Source organism: Pseudomonas sp. COW5 (assembly GCF_026240005.1).
In the GTDB taxonomy this organism is placed as follows: domain Bacteria; phylum Pseudomonadota; class Gammaproteobacteria; order Pseudomonadales; family Pseudomonadaceae; genus Aquipseudomonas; species Aquipseudomonas kribbensis.
Map to the genome: position 1 here is coordinate 1,165,905 of NZ_JAPHVP010000001.1, position 16,906 is coordinate 1,182,810.

The following is a 16,906-nucleotide window of genomic DNA, read 5'->3' on the forward strand; positions in this document are numbered from 1 at the left end:
GCTTAGTTCACCCACACACGAGCGTTACGGAACATGCGCATCCAAGGAGCGTCTTCGTTCCAGTCTTCCGAACGCCACGAGTTCTGCACGGCACGGAACACACGCTCCGGGTGCGGCATCATGATCGTTACGCGACCATCGCGGCTGGTGAGGCCGGTGATCCCGCGCGGCGAGCCGTTCGGGTTGGCCGGGTAGGCTTCGGTGACCTTGCCGTGGTTGTCGACGAAACGCATCGCCACGCAACCGGACAGATCGGCTTCGAGCAGTGCCTCTTCGCTTTCGAATTCGGCATGGCCTTCACCGTGAGCGATGGCGATCGGCATGCGCGAACCGGCCATGCCCTGCAGGAAGATCGAGTTCGATTCCTGGATCTGCACCATCGCCACGCGCGCTTCGAACTGCTCGGAGCGGTTGCGCACGAAGTGCGGCCAGAACTCGCTGCCCGGGATCAGCTCGTGCAGGTTGGACATCATCTGGCAACCGTTGCACACGCCGAGGGTGAAGCTGTCGTTACGCTCGAAGAAGCCCTGGAACGCATCGCGGGCACGGCTGTTGAACAGCGCGGACTTGGCCCAGCCTTCACCGGCGCCGAGTACGTCGCCGTAGGAGAAACCACCGCAGGCCACCAGACCTTTGAACTCGTTCAGGTCGACACGGCCGGCCAGAATGTCGCTCATATGCACGTCGATCGCGTTGAAACCGGCGCGATCAAACGCCGCCGCCATTTCCACCTGACCGTTGACGCCCTGCTCACGCAGCACGGCAACCTGTGGGCGAATGCCTTTCTTGATGTAAGGCGCGGCGATGTCCTGGTTGACGTCGTAGCTCAGCTTGACGCTCAGGCCCGGATTGTCTTCTTCCAGCAGGACGTCGAATTCCTGTTGGGCGCAGTCGGCGTTGTCGCGCAGACGCTGGATCTGGTAGCTGGTCTCGGCCCACTGACGCTGCAGCAGACGACGCTGGCCTTCGAACACGGTGTCACCGTTGAAGGTGATGTTGATCTGGCCGTTGTTGATCGGCTGACCGATCACGGAAACGCAGTCGCCCAGACCGGCCGCGCTGAATTGCGCGAGGATGTCCGGGGTGGCGTCCTGGCGAACCTGAATCACCGCACCCAGTTCTTCGTTGAACAGGATGGCGGCGATTTCAGCGGCGTTTTCCGCAACGCTGTCGAGGTTCAGGCTCAGGCCGCAGTGGCCAGCGAAGGCCATTTCCACCACGGAGGTCAGCAGACCACCGTCGGAGCGGTCGTGGTACGCCAGCAGGTGACCGTCGGAGTTGAGACCCTGGATCACGGCGAAGAAGGCTTTCAGGTCTTCGGCGTCGTCGACGTCCGGAGCCTGTTTGCCAAGCTTGCCGTGAACCTGCGCGAGGATCGAGGCGCCCATGCGGTTCTGGCCGCGGCCGAGGTCGATCAGGATCAGGTCGGTGGTGCCCTTGTCCATGCGCAGTTCCGGGGTCAGGGTCTGACGGATGTCAGCCACTGGCGCGAAACCGGTCACGATCAGGGACATCGGCGAGGTCACGGTCTTGTCTTCGCCGTTGTCGTTCCAGCGAGTGGCCATGGACATGGAGTCCTTGCCCACCGGAATGGTCAGGCCCAGCTCTGGGCACAGTTCCATGCCGACCGCTTTCACGGTGTCGTACAGACGCGCGTCTTCACCCGGGTGGCCAGCAGCGGACATCCAGTTCGCCGACAGTTTGATGTCGGAGAGCTTGTTGATGCGCGAGGCCGCAATGTTGGTCAGGGTTTCGCCGATGGCCATGCGGCCCGACGCCGGAGCGTCCAGCAGCGCCAGCGGAGTGCGCTCGCCCATCGCCATCGCTTCACCGGTGTAGACGTCGAAGCTGGTGGCGGTGACGGCCACGTCGGCCACCGGAACCTGCCATGGGCCGACCATCTGGTCACGGGCCACGAGGCCGGTGATGGTGCGGTCGCCGATGGTGATCAGGAAGCTTTTGCTCGCCACGGCCGGGTGATGCAGGACGCGCTCGATGGAGTCGGCGATGTCGAGGTTCGACGGATCGAAGTCATCGCCCAGCTCGGCTTCGCGAACCACCGAACGGTGCATGCGCGGCGCCTTGCCCAGCAACACTTCCAGTGGCATGTCCACAGGGTTGTTGCCGAAGTGGCTATCCGTGACAGTAAGCTGCGGCTCGGCGGTGGCTTCACCGACGACGGCAAACGGGCAACGCTCGCGTTCGCAGATGGCCTTGAAGCGCTCGAAGTCGGCCGGGCCGACTGCCAGAACGTAACGCTCCTGGGATTCGTTGGACCAGATTTCGTGCGGGGCCATGCCCGGCTCGTCGTTTGGAATGTTGCGCAGTTCGAAACGGCCACCGCGGTCGCCGTCGTTGACCAGCTCCGGGAAGGCGTTGGACAGACCGCCCGCGCCCACGTCGTGGATAAAGCTGATCGGGTTCTTGTCGCCGAGCTGCCAGCAACGGTCGATGACTTCCTGGCAGCGACGCTCCATTTCAGGGTTTTCACGCTGAACCGAAGCGAAGTCCAGATCCGCCGAGCTGGTGCCGGTGGCCATGGAGGAGGCAGCGCCGCCGCCCAGACCGATCAGCATCGCCGGGCCGCCGAGGACGATCAGCTTGGAGCCGACGACGATCTCGCCTTTCTTGACGTGCTCTTCACGGATGTTGCCCATGCCGCCAGCCAGCATGATCGGCTTGTGGTAACCGCGAACTTCATCACCGTGCGGAGTGGTGATCGACTGTTCGAAGGTACGGAAGTAGCCGGTCAGGGCCGGACGACCGAATTCGTTGTTGAACGCGGCGCCGCCCAGCGGGCCTTCGATCATGATGTCCAGCGCGTTGACGATGCGCTCAGGCTTGCCGTACGGCACTTCCCACGGCTGTTCGAAGCCCGGGATCTGCAGGTTCGACACGGTGAAACCGGTCAGACCGGCCTTCGGCTTGGCGCCACGGCCGGTTGCGCCTTCGTCGCGGATCTCGCCGCCGGAACCGGTGGACGCGCCCGGGAACGGAGCGATCGCGGTCGGGTGGTTGTGGGTTTCGACCTTCATCAGGATGTGCACCGGCTCCTGCACCGCGCCGTACTGGCGGGTTTCCGGATCCGGGAAGAAGCGGCCGGCAACGTTGCCGACGATCACCGAAGCGTTGTCCTTGTAAGCGGACAGCACGCCTTCGCTGTGCATCTGATAGGTGTTCTTGATCATGCCGAACAGGCTTTTTTCCTGGCTCTCGCCGTCAATATCCCAACTGGCGTTGAAGATCTTGTGACGGCAGTGCTCGGAGTTGGCCTGGGCGAACATCATCAGTTCGATGTCGTGCGGGTTGCGCTTGAGACCGTTGAAGGCGTTGACCAGATAGTCGATCTCGTCTTCGGCCAGGGCCAGGCCCAGCTCGACGTTGGCCTTCTCCAGCGCGGCGCGGCCACCGCCAAGGATGTCGATGGCGGTCAGCGGCTTCGGTTCGGCGTGGCTGAACAGACCGGCAGCCTGTTCGAGGTTGCCCAGAACGATCTGGGTCATGCGGTCATGCAGTACGTCCGCGATCTGCTGCGCCTGAGCGTCGCTGAACTGACCGGCCACATAGAACGCGATACCGCGCTCCAGGCGCTGGATCTTGCTCAGGCCGCAATTGCGGGCGATGTCGCTGGCCTTGCTCGACCATGGCGAGATGGTGCCGAAACGCGGCAACACCAGGAACAGACGACCGGTCGGCTCTTGAACCGGAACGCTTGGACCGTACTTCAGAAGGCGCGCAAGCACCTGCTGTTCGTCGCCGGTCAGGACGCCGGTGACTTCGGCGAAGTGAGCGAATTCAGCATACAGGCCACTGACAGCTGGAACCTTCTGGCTCAGTTGCTCAAGGAGTTTGCTGTGGCGAAAGGCAGAAAGGGCAGGAGCGCCGCGCAGGATCAACATCTTCGGGACAGCCTCGGGAAGGGGTGTGCTTTGAGGCCGTGCATTCTAGCCTAAACCGCCCTCAACATCACCCGAAACGCTACGCACGGTTGCACTCGGACCTCAATCTGTGTTTCTGCCTCTGAAGTCAGATTTGGAGCCTGCGGGACAACAGCTTATTTTTTCTGTCACAAAATGCTGTCCGGCCCCATTCCTGCGGGGTTGCGGGCGCTTTTTCAATCGCTAGCAGACTACCCCTCCACTGTCGAGATATGGCGCCCGTTGCGCTTTGCGTATACTGCGCACATGTTTTCCCCAACGGCTTTGCGTCCGCGGTACGCCAAATGGCTGATCGCTACCGGACTCTTCCTGATGCTCAGTGGCTGTGTTGATAAACCCAACACACTCGAGCGCGTAAAGGAGGATGGTGTGCTGCGGGTGATCACCCGTAACAGCCCCGCCACCTACTTTCAGGATCGCAGCGGCGAGACCGGCTTCGAATACGAGCTGGTGAAGCGCTTCGCCGACGATTTGGGGGTGGAGCTGAAGATCGAGACCGCCGACAACCTCGACGACCTGTTCGACCAGATCGGCAAGCCCAACGGCCCGGTACTGGCTGCCGCGGGTCTGGTCAGCAGTGAACAGCGCAAGAAGCAGGTGCGCTTCTCCCATTCCTACCTCGAAGTCACCCCGCAGATCATCTATCGCAACGGCCAGTCCCGGCCGACCGACGCCAGTGAACTGGTCGGCAAAAAGATCATGGTGCTCAAGGGCAGCACCCACGCCGACCAGCTCGCCGAGCTGAAACAGAAATATCCCGGGATCGAATACGAAGAGTCCGACGCCGTCGAGGTGGTCGACCTGCTGCGCATGGTCGATGAAGGCCAGATCGACCTGACCCTGGTCGATTCCAACGAAGTGGCGATGAACCAGGTGTACTTCACCAACATCCGCGTCGCCTTCGACCTCGGCGATGCCCGCAGCCAGAGCTGGGCCGTGGCCGCCGGTGAAGACAACAGCCTGCTCAACGAGATCAACAGTTATCTGGACAAGGTGCAGAAGAACGGCACCCTGCAACGCCTGAAGGACCGCTACTATGGCCACGTCGACGTCCTCGGCTACATGGGCGCCACGACCTTCGCCCAGCATTTGCAGCAGCGCCTGCCCAAGTACGAACAGCACTTCAAGACCTACGCCAAGAAAGAGAAAGTCGACTGGCGCCTGCTCGCGGCCATCGGTTATCAGGAATCGCTGTGGCAACCGGCCGTCACTTCGAAGACCGGCGTGCGCGGCCTGATGATGCTGACCCAGAACACTGCACAGGCCATGGGCGTGTCCAACCGCCTCGATCCGAAGCAGAGCATCATGGGCGGCGCGAAGTACCTGGCCTACATGAAGGATCAACTGGATGACTCGATCCAGGAGCCGGATCGTACGTGGTTTGCACTGGCTGCCTACAACGTCGGCAGCGGTCACCTGGATGACGCGCGCAAACTGGCGTCCCGGGAAGGCCTGAATCCGGACAAGTGGCTGGATGTGAAGAAGATGCTGCCACGCCTGTCGCAGAAGCAGTGGTACAGCAAGACCCGCTATGGCTACGCCCGTGGCGGCGAACCGGTGCATTTCGTGGCGAACATCCGTCGCTACTACGACATCCTGACCTGGGTGACCCAGCCGCAGCTTGAGGGCGATCAGGTCGCCGAAGGCAATCTGCATGTGCCGGGGATCGACAAGTCCAAACCGGCGCAGGAAAACCCGCCACTTTAGTCCAGCCACCCCTAAATCAAATGTGGGGGCGGTGATGCGGCAATCCGACTTGCTCGCGAAAGCGGTTCAACATTCAACGACTACGTTGGCTGTCAGATTGCTTTCGCGAGCAAGCCCGCTCCCACATTATTTTGTGTAGATGTTTAGGCCTTTGCGGCTGCCAGAATCAACGCCTTCATCTCCGAAACCGCCGACTTGAAGCCGACGAACAACGCATGCGCCACCAGCGCGTGACCGATGTTCAGTTCGTTGATGCCCTTGATCGCCGCCACGGCTTCAACGTTGTGATAGTGCAGACCGTGACCGGCATTGACGATCAGGCCCTGGGCCAGACCAAACGCCACGCCGTCCGCCACACGCTTGAGCTCTTCAGCCACTTCGGTCGGCGTTTCGGCATCAGCGTAACGCCCGGTGTGCAGCTCGATAGCTGGAGCGCCGACCCGTTTCGAGGCAGCGATCTGCCGCTCGTCAGCGTCGATGAACAGCGACACTTCGCTGCCGATCGTCGACAGACGCTCCACCGCAGCCTTGATCCGCTCCTCCTGCCCCGCCACGTCCAGACCGCCTTCGGTGGTCAGCTCCTGACGGGTTTCCGGTACCAGGCAGATGTGCGCCGGACGGATGCGCTCGGCGAACGCCATCATTTCTTCGGTGACGCCCATTTCGAAGTTCATGCGGGTTTGCAGCACATCCTTGAGCAACAGTACGTCGCGCTCCTGGATATGGCGACGGTCCTCACGCAGGTGCACGGTGATGCCGTCGGCGCCCGCCTCTTCCGCGTCCAGCGCAGCCTTGACCGGATCCGGATAGCGTGTGCCCCGAGCCTGACGCAGGGTGGCGACGTGGTCGATGTTCACGCCAAGAAGAATGCGATTGCTGGTGGTCACGGATGCGCTCCTGAAGGGAAAGATTCGGCGCACAGCATACACGGGGCTACGGTTTGCGAAACAGCTCGCGACTGACGAGGGGGCGACCGCCAAGGTGAACAGCAAGTGCCTGGCGCATCAAGCGTTTGGCGGCGGACAACGCGCCCGGGGCCGACCAGTCCGCTTCAGCCATGGCCAGCAGTTCGGTGCCGTTGAACAAACCGGGTTGCAGCAGGTAGACCCGCTCGAGTCCGGCGTCCACTTGCAAGCGATAGAGGCCGTCCGCAGCGATGGGCTCGTCATTGATATCGGTGCTCAGGGAGAAGCCATAACCGAGGTCGTCGAGCAGGCGCCATTCGAAGGAACGCAGCAGAGGTTCCAGTGGCCGGCCTTCGGCGAGGGCCAGCAGCGTGGCGGCGTAATGATCGAACACCGCCGGATGTGGATCCTCGGCCGGCAGCAGGCGGATCAGCAATTCGTTGAGATAGAGACCGCTGAACAGCGCCTCGCCAACCATCCAGGTCGCGTTACCAACACTCTCCATACGCCCGACGTTCTTCAACTCGCCCTTGCCGCGAAATTCCACTTCCAGCGGCACGAATGGTCGCGCCAGCGTTCCGGCCTTGCCCCGCGCGCTGCGCAACACTGCCCGCAGCCGACCTTGCGGCGTGAGGAAGTCCACCAATGCACTGGTTTCGCGGTAGGCGCGGGAGTGCAGGACGTAGGCGGGTTGGGCGGGAGGTGGGCTTTGCGACATTGAATTCTCGATGACGAAATGCAGTTTTAAACACAACCCAAAACTACTGTGGGAGCGGGCTTGCTCGCGAAAGCGGTGAATCAGTCAAAGTATATGTCGACTGATACTGCGCATTCGCGGGCAAGCCCGCTCCCACAGGGGGTTCTTTGATGTCGCAAAAAACCGGTGTTACAGGTCGCCGTAACCCAGCGAACGCAGCGCGCGCTCGTCATCGGACCAGCCGCCTTTCACCTTGACCCACAGGTTGAGCATGATCTTGGAGTCGAACAGTAGCTCCATGTCCTTGCGCGCCTCGGTGCCGATGCGCTTGATGCGCTCGCCCTTGTCGCCAATGATGATTTTTTTCTGGCCGTCACGCTCGACGAGGATCAACGCATGGATGTGCAGTGTTGCACCCTGCTGCTTGAACTCTTCGATTTCCACGGTGATCTGGTATGGCAGTTCGGCGCCGAGCTGGCGCATGATCTTCTCGCGAACCAGTTCGGCTGCTAGGAAGCGGCTGCTGCGGTCGGTGATCTGGTCTTCCGGGAAGAAGTGATCGTTCTCCGGCAGGTGATCGGCGATGACCTTTTCCAGCGCGTCGAGGTTGTGCCCCTGTTGCGCCGAGATCGGAATGATCTGCGCGTTCGGCAGCTGTTCCTGCAACCAGGACAGGTGCGGCATCAGCTCGGCCTTGTCCTCGATGCGGTCGGTCTTGTTCAGTGCGACGATCAGCGGGCCGGTCACGTACTGCACGCGCTCCAGGACCATCTGGTCTTCTTCGGTCCACTTGGTGCGGTCGACCACGAAGATCACCACGTCAACGTCTTTCAACGCTGCCGAGGCGGTCTTGTTCATGTAGCGGTTCAGGGCCTTTTCACCGCCCTTGTGCATGCCGGGGGTGTCGACGTAGATCGCCTGCACGTCGCCTTCGGTCTTGATCCCGAGCATGTTGTGGCGAGTGGTCTGCGGCTTGCGCGAGGTGATCGCGAGCTTCTGGCCGAGGATGTGGTTCAGCAGCGTGGACTTGCCCACGTTCGGACGGCCGACGATGGCAACGTAGCCACAGCGAGTTGCGTTTGTATCAGTCATTGCCATTCTCCACACCCAGGGCAATCAGTGCTGCGGCGGCCGCTACCTGTTCGGCAATGCGACGGCTCACACCCTGACCCCGGCTTTTTTCATTCAATAGGACAACTTCGCACTCGACGAAGAAGGTACGGCAGTGCGGCTCGCCCTGGATATCCACGACTTCGTAGCGTGGCAGCTCGCAGCCGCGCGATTGCAGGAATTCCTGCAGGCGGGTCTTCGGATCCTTGTTGGTGTCAACCAGCGTCAGACCTTCGAACTCGCCGGCCAGCCAGGCCAGGACGCGCTCGCGGGCGACTTCCATGCCGGCATCGAGATAGATCGCGCCGATCAGCGCTTCCAGGGCATCGGCCAGAATCGACTCGCGACGGAAACCGCCGCTTTTCAGCTCACCGGAACCAAGACGCAGGTATTCGCCCAGATCGAAACCACGGGCCAATACTGCCAGGGTCTCGCCTTTCACCAGACGTGCGCGCAGACGCGACAACTGGCCTTCGCGGGCCAGCGGGAAGCGCTCGAACAGGGCTTCACCGGCGACGAAGTTGAGGATCGCATCGCCGAGGAACTCCAGGCGCTCGTTGTTGCGTCCGGCAAAACTGCGGTGCGTGAGGGCCAGGACCATCAGTTCCTGGTCCTTGAAGGTGTAACCGAGCTGACGCTCGAGACGGCTGAGAGAAACGCTCACGGTTTGACCACGCTGAGTTCGTGGCTGGATTCCACCGCCATCGCCGGGATACGGCGCAGGCCTGGGACAATTAACGCTGTGTTCAAAAATGACGTCCTGAATATCGTGGCTTCATGCCCCGGAGCCGGTTGTGCCGACGCCAGAAATGCATTCGGCGCTGTGGTCAACAGCGCCGTGATTGTTTACTTGATCAGGCCGACCCGCGAGAAATTCGGCAGGTGGCTGAGTTTCGGTTCCGGCCAGCTCATCCAGACCGCGAAGGCCTTGCCGACGATGTTCTGGTCGGGAACCATGCCCAGCAGATCCTTGGGAATGTTCGGGTCATCCCAGTAGCGACTGTCGTTCGAGTTGTCGCGGTTGTCGCCCATCATGAAGTAGTGCCCGGCCGGCACGGTCCAGGTATGGTCCGGCGTGGCGCGGTAGCGGCTCATTTCCTTGCGGATCAGGTGCTCGGCGGCGCCGAGTTTTTCTTTGTAGAGCTCCGCGCTGCCGAGGGTGCCCGGCTCGGAGCCGACCAGTTGCTCGGCAATCGACTCGCCATTGACGAACAGACGCTTGTCGGCGGTGTAACGCACCGTGTCGCCCGGCAGGCCAACCACACGCTTGATGTAGTTGACGTTCGGGTCGCTCGGGTAGCGGAACACCATCACGTCGCCGCGTTGCGGATCACCGACTTCGATGACTTTCTTGTCGATCACCGGCAGGCGGATCCCGTAAGAAAACTTGTTCACCAGAATGAAGTCGCCGACGTCCAGGGTCGGTTTCATCGAGCCGGACGGAATCTGGAACGGTTCCACCAGGAACGAACGCAGCACCAGCACGATGAACAGCACCGGGAAGAACGACTTGCCGTATTCGACCAGCAGCGGCTCCTTGTTCAGCTTCTCCACCACCAGCACATCAGGCTGGCTGACGCTGCCCTGATAGGAAGCGATGGCGGCGCGCCGACGCGGTGCCAGGATCAACAGATCGAGCAACGCCAACAGGCCGCAGACGAACACGGCGATAACCAGCAACAGCGGGAAATTTAGTGACATAGGACCTGACTATTCCAACCTGAGCACAGCAAGGAAGGCTTCTTGTGGAATTTCCACGTTGCCGACCTGCTTCATGCGTTTCTTACCGGCCTTTTGCTTCTCGAGCAGTTTCTTCTTACGACTGACGTCACCGCCGTAGCATTTGGCCAATACGTTCTTTCTGAGCGCCTTGACGGTTGTCCGGGCGACGATCTGACCGCCAATGGCGGCCTGGATGGCCACGTCGAACATCTGACGAGGAATCAGTTCTTTCATCTTCTCGGTCAGCTGGCGACCTTTGAAGTGCGAATTGTCACGGTGCACGATCAACGCCAGGGCATCGACCTTGTCGCCGTTGATCAGCACGTCCAGTTTCACCAGATTAGCCGATTGGTAACGATCGAAATGGTAGTCCAGCGAAGCATAGCCGCGGCTGGTGGATTTCAGACGGTCGAAGAAGTCGAGGACCACTTCGTTCATCGGCAGGTCGTAGGTCACCTGGACCTGATTGCCGAGGAACAGCATGTCGACCTGGACACCGCGTTTTTCGATGCACAGGGTGATGACGTTGCCCAGGTGCTCCTGCGGCACCAGGATGTTGGCCCGCACGATCGGCTCGCGCATGTCTTCGATGGACGACACGTCCGGCAGCTTCGACGGGTTGTCGACGTAAATCGTTTCACCGGTTTTCAGCACCAGTTCGAAGATTACCGTCGGCGCCGTGGTGATCAGGTCCAGGTCGTATTCGCGCTCCAGGCGCTCCTGGATGATTTCCATGTGCAGCATGCCGAGGAAGCCGCAACGGAAGCCGAAGCCCAGGGCGTCGGAGCTTTCCGGGGTGTACTGCAGCGACGAGTCGTTCAGGGTCAGCTTCTGCAGCGCTTCGCGGAAATCCTCGAAGTCGTCGGAGCTGACCGGGAACAGACCGGCGTAAACCTGTGGCTGGATGCGTTTGAAGCCTGGCAGCACTTCAACGTCCGGGGTGGAGCTGAGGGTCAGTGTGTCACCGACCGGCGCACCGTGAATGTCCTTGATGCTGGCGATGATGAAGCCCACTTCGCCGGCCTTCAGGTCAGCGGTGGCGGTGTGTTTCGGGTTGAAAACACCGACGCTGTCGACCAGGTGCACCTTGCCGGTGGACTTCACCAGGATCTTGTCGCCCTTCTTCACGCGGCCATGACGCACGCGTACCAGGGAGACAACGCCCAGGTAGTTGTCGAACCAGGAGTCGATGATCAACGCTTGCAGCGGATCTTCGATGTTGCCGGTCGGCGCAGGAATGGTGGCGACCAGACGCTCGAGCACTTCGTCGACACCCAGGCCGGTCTTGGCGCTGCAGGTGACGGCGTCGGTGGCGTCGATGCCGATGATCTTTTCGATCTCGTCCTTGACGCGGTCAGGCTCGGCCTGCGGCAGGTCGATCTTGTTCAGTACCGGCATGACCTCCAGGCCCTGCTCGATCGCGGTGTAGCAGTTGGCCACGGACTGGGCTTCTACGCCCTGACCCGCGTCGACCACCAGCAAGGCACCTTCACACGCGGCCAGGGAACGGCTGACTTCGTAGGTGAAGTCGACGTGGCCCGGGGTGTCAATAAAGTTCAGCTGGTAGGTAACGCCGTCTTTGGCCTTGTAATAGAGGGTAACGCTGTGGGCCTTGATGGTGATCCCGCGTTCGCGCTCCAGCTCCATGGAATCCAGTACCTGGGCTTCCATTTCACGCTCGGCCAGGCCACCGCACATCTGGATGAATCGGTCAGCCAGCGTCGACTTGCCATGGTCAATGTGGGCGATGATGGAGAAATTGCGGATATGACTCAAATCACTCACGGATCAACACTCAAAAAGGCTGCAGGCTTGGCCCGCCGAAAAATAGCCGGGAATTGTACCTGATACACGGCGCAAGCGTCACGTTCGCCTGTCACCCGGATTGCATGCAAAAACGCCCCGGTCTGGCGACCGGGGCGTTTTTCAAGGTTGAAGCCAGGGTGAAACCTTGTTCATCAACCGGCTCGACGCAGCAACCAGACACCCGCCAGTGCACAGACGCCGGCCGGTACCAGCACCGCGAACAGCGGCGAGAAGCCGAACACCAGGCTGGATGGACCCAGCAGATCCTGGACGATCCGGAAGGTGAACCCCACCAGCACACCGGTGAACACTCGCTGCCCCAGGGTCACCGAACGCAACGGGCCGAAAATGAAGGAGATCGCCATCAGCACCAGCGCAGCGGTCACCAGCGGCTGCAACACCTTGACCCAAAACGCCAGCCAGTAACGGCCATTGCTCAGCCCCTGATCCGCCAGGTAATGGATATAACCCCACAGGCCGCTGATCGACAGCGCTTCCGGTGCCATGACCACGGTGTTCAACAGTTCCGGACTGATGGAAACATCCCAGTCTTCTGTCGGTTTGTTGACGACTTCGGTGCTGCGCTCGTGGAACAGCGTGGTAGTGATATCGGTGAGCTGCCAGCGTTTGCCATCGAACTCGGCGCGCTTGGCGAAGCTCGAACTCTGCAGGTGACGCTCCTTGTCGAAGTGATAGCGGGTCACGCCATACAGCAGGCCATCGGGTTGAACGGCGTTGATATGGATGAACTCGTCACCCTGACGGTGCCACATGCCGTGCTTGGCGCTCTGCGCGTCGCCGCTGCCCTGTGCCAGCGAGCGATTGGCCTGGGCCATGCTCTCGGTGGCCGGGGCAACGTATTCACCGATCAGCACGCCGGCCAGCATCAGCACCAGCATCGGCTTCATCACCGCCCAGACGATGCGCCCGATGGACACACCTGCCGCGCGCATCACGGTCAGTTCACTGCTGCTTGCCAGACTACCTAGGCCGATCAAACAGCCGATCAGCGCCGCCATCGGCAGCATGTCGTAGAGCCGGCGCGGTGCGGTCAGCAATACAAAGCTCAGCACATCGACCAGTGTGTAGGTTTCGCTGACGTCACCCATCTCGTCGATGAAGGCAAACAGGGTGGCCAGGCCAAGAATGATCGCCAGCACCGCGATGATCGCGATGAATACGCTGCTGCCGATGTAGCGGTCGAGTTTAACCACGGGCCACCTCCAGCGCAGCGCTGCGACGGCTGGCCATTTTCAGGCGCAGCGGTTCCCAGTACAGCAGGCCGATACCGATGGCCAGGAAGATCGCATGCACCCACCACAGACCCAGGCTCGCCGGAATCTTGCCTTTTTCGAGGGCGCCGCGGGCGGCAATCAGGATGGTCAGGTAAGCCATATAAAGAAGAATCGCCGGCAGCAACTTGAGGAAGCGCCCCTGGCGCGGATTGACCCGCGACAGCGGCACCGCCATCAGGGTCACGATAAATACCAGCAGCGGCAGCGACAGGCGCCATTGCAGTTCGGTTTTCGCACGGATGTCATCGCTGGCCATCAGGGTCGAGGTCGGCATTGCGTCACGATCGGTGACTTCCTCGCTGACATCCGGCTTTGGCAGCAGCACGCCATAGGTTTCGTAATGGATGGCACGGTAGTTGGCCAGTCCCGGGCTGCCGTCGTAGCGGTAGCCGTTGTGCAGGATCAGGTAACGGTTGCCGTCAGGACGGACTTCCTGCCTGCCTTTTTCGGCCACCAGCACGGAAATCCCGCGATCCGCCTGATTGGCGCCGAGGTTTTTCTGCGAGATGAACACGCTGCCCAGGTTGACCCGGTCATCGCTCAGGGTTTCGGTGTAGGTCACCCGCGTGCCGTCGCGCAACGCCTGGAAACGGCCCGGCTCCAGGGTATCGAACTCGGTCAGGGCGTCCTGCTTGTTCAGCAGCAGCTGGAACTGGTTGGCGCCTTGCGGGGCCAGGCTCAGGCTGAGCCAGGCCACCACCAGTGCCACCAGCGTGGCCGGGAACAGCGTCATGCGGAACAGGCGCTGCTGGCTCATGCCAGTGGCCGACAGCACGGTCATTTCGCTTTCCAGATACAACCGGCCGTACGCCAGAAGGATCCCGAGGAACAGGCCCAGTGGCAGGATCAACTGCATGAAACCCGGCAGACGGTAGCCCATGATCAGGAACAGCGATCCCGGATCGAGCTGGCCCGCAGCGGCCTGGGCAAGGTATTTGATGAAGCGACCGCTCATGATGATGACCAGCAGCACGGCGCTTACCGCACTCAGGGTCAACAGGACTTCGCGGGACAGATAACGGAAGACGATCAAACCAGACACTCCAGGGTTGTCAGGCTAAGGCGGCCAAACAAGCAAACGTATCGACAGGCCCGCAAGGCAGAGCCGTCGAAAAAAGATGCGGCATTATCCTGTGATTGAGGGCGCCTGTCACTGCGCACACTCACGCAAGCGTGCAATCCGTTGAAGATCGTACAACCGAGGGTTGTCAGGCGCGGTGAGCGAGGTTCAAACTGCCGCCTCTGTCGCAGGCACTGGCCTGCGCCTCTTCTCTCTATAAGCAGGCGACGGCGGACACCGCCGAACGCCTGCGTGTTGACCATTCATTCAGGGATCCGGACATGGAACTGGTTGTAAAAAGCGTTAGCCCAGAAACGTTGAAAACCGCCACCCTGGTGGTTGCCGTCGGCGAAGGCCGCAAACTCGGCGTCGCGGCCAAGCAGGTCGACGAACTGAGCGGCGGCGCCATCAGCGCTGTTCTCAAGCGTGGCGACCTGGCCGGCAAGGTCGGTCAGAGCCTGTTGCTGCACAGCCTGCCAAACCTGAAAGCCGAGCGCGTGCTGCTGGTCGGCGTGGGCAAGGATGAAGAACTGGGCGACCGCCCGTTCCGCAAGATCGTTGCCGGCATCCTCAACACCCTCAAGGGCCTGGGCGGCAGCGATGCCGTTCTGGCGCTGGATGAAATCATCGTCAAGGCCCGCGACAGCTACGGCAAGACCCGCCTGCTGGCCGAGACCCTGGTCGATGGCGAATACACCTTCGACCAGTTCAAGAGCCAGAAAGCCGAACCCCGCGCCCTGAAGAAAATCACCCTGCTGACCATCAAGGCTGCACAAGCCGAAGTACAGCGCGCCGTGAACCACGCCACCGCAATCGCCAACGGCATGGCCTTCACCCGCAACCTGGGCAACCTGCCGCCGAACATCTGCCACCCGACCTTCCTCGGCGAGCAAGCCAAGGACCTGGGCAAAGAGTTCAAGGATCTGAAAGTCGAAGTCCTCGACGAGAAGAAGATCAAATCCCTGGGCATGGGTTCGTTCTACGCCGTCGGCCAGGGCAGCGCCCAGCCGCCACGCCTGATCGTCATGCAATACAACGGTGGCAAGAAATCCGAGAAGCCGTACGCGCTGGTCGGTAAAGGCATCACCTTCGACACCGGCGGCATCAGCCTGAAGCCGGGCGCCGGCATGGACGAAATGAAGTACGACATGGGCGGCGCCGCCAGCGTGTTCGGCACCCTGCGCGCCGTGCTGGAATTGAAGCTGCCGATCAATCTGGTATGCATCCTGGCCTGCGCCGAGAACATGCCGAGCGGCACCGCTTCGCGTCCAGGCGACATCGTCACCACCATGAGCGGCCAGACCGTGGAAATCCTCAACACCGACGCCGAAGGCCGTCTGGTGCTGTGCGACGCCCTGACCTACTCCGAGCGCTTCAAGCCGCAGGCAGTGATCGACATCGCCACCCTGACCGGTGCCTGCGTGGTTGCCCTGGGCGCCCACACGTCGGGCCTGCTGGGCAACAACGACGAGCTGATCGAGCAACTGCTGAGCGCCGGCAAGGCTGCCGACGACCGCGCCTGGCAATTGCCGCTGTTCGATGAGTATCAAGAACAACTGGACAGCCCGTTCGCCGACATCGCCAACATTGGCGGGCCGAAGGCCGGCACCATCACGGCTGCGTGCTTCCTGTCGCGCTTCACCAAGAACCTGAACTGGGCGCACCTCGACATCGCGGGCACCGCGTGGACCAGCGGCGGCAAGGACAAGGGCGCCACTGGCCGTCCGGTTCCTCTGCTGACCCAGTACCTGCTGGATCGCGCCAAGGCCTGAAACCGATGACGGCAAGCGCCGCCCCTTTCGTGGGGCGGCGCTTGCTGCTCAGGAACTGCAATGACCAAAGTCGACTTCTACATCCTGCCCAGTGCCGATCCTTCGGCTCGTCTGGATTTTGCCTGCAAGCTCACCGAGAAAGCCTGGCGCATGGGCCACCGCATCTACCTGCATTGCAGCGATGCCACCCAGCGTGATGACCTCGATGCGCGACTGTGGGCGTTCAAGGGCGAAACCTTCGTGCCTCACGGCCCCGCCGAAAGCGAACCGGAAGGTTTGATCGTGCTTGGACTGGGGGATGACTGCGGCCAGCATCAGGATTTGCTCGTCAACCTCGACCTGAAAGTCCCGGCCTTCGCCAGCAAGTTCGCCCGTGTGGCGGAAGTGGTGGTGGAAGATCCGGTGATCCGCGCAGCTGCGCGGGAGAGTTTCCGTTTCTACCGGGAACAGGGCTATCCTCTGCAAGACCACCGTTTACAGCGACTCTGAGTACGCCGATGGACACTCCAAAACCGCTGCAAAAACCCGCGCACCTGCTGGATGACCTCGAGTCGATCCGCCAGTTGCTCGGCGATGACAACCTGCAACCGCCGCTTTTGACCGACACGGTCGATGATGGCGAACAGGAACAGATTCCGATGCTGTTCGACTCGGTCGCCACCGAGCCACCGGCCGTCGAACCGCCACCAGCCCCCGTCGCGAAACCCGCCACCGCGCCCGTCGCCCCCGTGGATAAAGGCCCCGACGCGCTGCTGCACCTGGACAGCGAACTGCGCGCCGCCGCGCAACTGATCATGCAGGACGTGATCGACGACTTCGCCCCGCACATCGAAAATGAAATCAAACGTCGCCTCGATGCGCGGATGGAACGGCTTCTCGCTCAGTACGAATAAT

General features: G+C 61.4%; 13 protein-coding genes. 4 read left to right on the forward strand and 9 right to left on the reverse strand.

Annotated features, from left to right (window positions below; translation table 11 throughout):
• Positions 1-2 precede the first annotated feature (2 nt).
• A complete protein-coding gene (gene purL / locus OQ248_RS05400; RefSeq protein WP_265812237.1) occupies positions 3-3,899 on the reverse strand; it encodes a phosphoribosylformylglycinamidine synthase in 3,897 nt (1,298 codons plus the stop codon).
• Positions 3,900-4,184: 285 nt separating this feature from the next.
• Here purL and mltF point away from each other — a divergent pair, with 285 nt between their 5' ends.
• Positions 4,185-5,645, forward strand: coding sequence for a membrane-bound lytic murein transglycosylase MltF (gene mltF / locus OQ248_RS05405; protein ID WP_085711664.1), 1,461 nt, complete (start codon positions 4,185-4,187; stop codon positions 5,643-5,645).
• A gap of 143 nt (positions 5,646-5,788) precedes the next feature.
• On the opposite strand, the gene pdxJ is transcribed toward mltF, so the two are convergent.
• From pdxJ to lptF, 8 genes are all read right to left on the reverse strand, one after another.
• Complete coding sequence (pdxJ, locus tag OQ248_RS05410) at positions 5,789-6,532, reverse strand: pyridoxine 5'-phosphate synthase (protein WP_265812238.1); 744 nt, start codon at positions 6,530-6,532, stop codon at positions 5,789-5,791.
• A 46-nt stretch (positions 6,533-6,578) separates the two neighbouring features.
• Complete coding sequence (gene recO / locus OQ248_RS05415; protein WP_265812239.1) at positions 6,579-7,268, reverse strand: DNA repair protein RecO; 690 nt, start codon at positions 7,266-7,268, stop codon at positions 6,579-6,581.
• Positions 7,269-7,436: 168 nt separating this feature from the next.
• Positions 7,437-8,339: a GTPase Era gene (gene era / locus OQ248_RS05420; RefSeq protein ID WP_011332590.1), complete on the reverse strand. Its 903-nt coding sequence runs from the start codon at positions 8,337-8,339 to the stop codon at positions 7,437-7,439.
• Positions 8,332-9,021: a ribonuclease III gene (rnc, locus tag OQ248_RS05425; RefSeq protein ID WP_085711665.1), complete on the reverse strand. Its 690-nt coding sequence runs from the start codon at positions 9,019-9,021 to the stop codon at positions 8,332-8,334. The genes era and rnc overlap by 8 nt, the downstream gene beginning before the upstream one ends.
• A 182-nt stretch (positions 9,022-9,203) precedes the next feature.
• A complete protein-coding gene (gene lepB / locus OQ248_RS05430) occupies positions 9,204-10,058 on the reverse strand; it encodes a signal peptidase I (RefSeq protein WP_065261873.1) in 855 nt (284 codons plus the stop codon).
• A gap of 9 nt (positions 10,059-10,067) precedes the next feature.
• Positions 10,068-11,864 (reverse strand): translation elongation factor 4, encoded by a 1,797-nt coding sequence (lepA, locus tag OQ248_RS05435; protein WP_085711666.1) that lies wholly within the window; start codon positions 11,862-11,864, stop codon positions 10,068-10,070.
• 173 nt (positions 11,865-12,037) lie between these two features.
• Entirely contained in the window at positions 12,038-13,099 is a 1,062-nt protein-coding gene (gene lptG, locus OQ248_RS05440; RefSeq protein ID WP_085711667.1) for an LPS export ABC transporter permease LptG, read from the reverse strand.
• A complete protein-coding gene (gene lptF, locus OQ248_RS05445; protein WP_265812240.1) occupies positions 13,092-14,213 on the reverse strand; it encodes an LPS export ABC transporter permease LptF in 1,122 nt (373 codons plus the stop codon). The genes lptG and lptF overlap by 8 nt, the downstream gene beginning before the upstream one ends.
• 308 nt (positions 14,214-14,521) lie before the next feature.
• Here lptF and OQ248_RS05450 point away from each other — a divergent pair, with 308 nt between their 5' ends.
• The 3 genes from OQ248_RS05450 to OQ248_RS05460 are packed head-to-tail and all read left to right on the forward strand — an operon-like array spanning position 14,522 to position 16,905.
• The gene (locus tag OQ248_RS05450) at positions 14,522-16,012 is read left to right on the forward strand and encodes a leucyl aminopeptidase (protein WP_265812241.1); all 1,491 of its coding nucleotides are present in this window, start codon (positions 14,522-14,524) and stop codon (positions 16,010-16,012) included.
• Between the two features lie 60 nt (positions 16,013-16,072).
• Positions 16,073-16,501, forward strand: coding sequence for a DNA polymerase III subunit chi (locus tag OQ248_RS05455; RefSeq protein WP_265812242.1), 429 nt, complete (start codon positions 16,073-16,075; stop codon positions 16,499-16,501).
• 8 nt (positions 16,502-16,509) lie between these two features.
• Positions 16,510-16,905 (forward strand): DNA polymerase III subunit chi, encoded by a 396-nt coding sequence (locus tag OQ248_RS05460; protein ID WP_265812243.1) that lies wholly within the window; start codon positions 16,510-16,512, stop codon positions 16,903-16,905.
• Position 16,906: the final 1 nt, after the last annotated feature.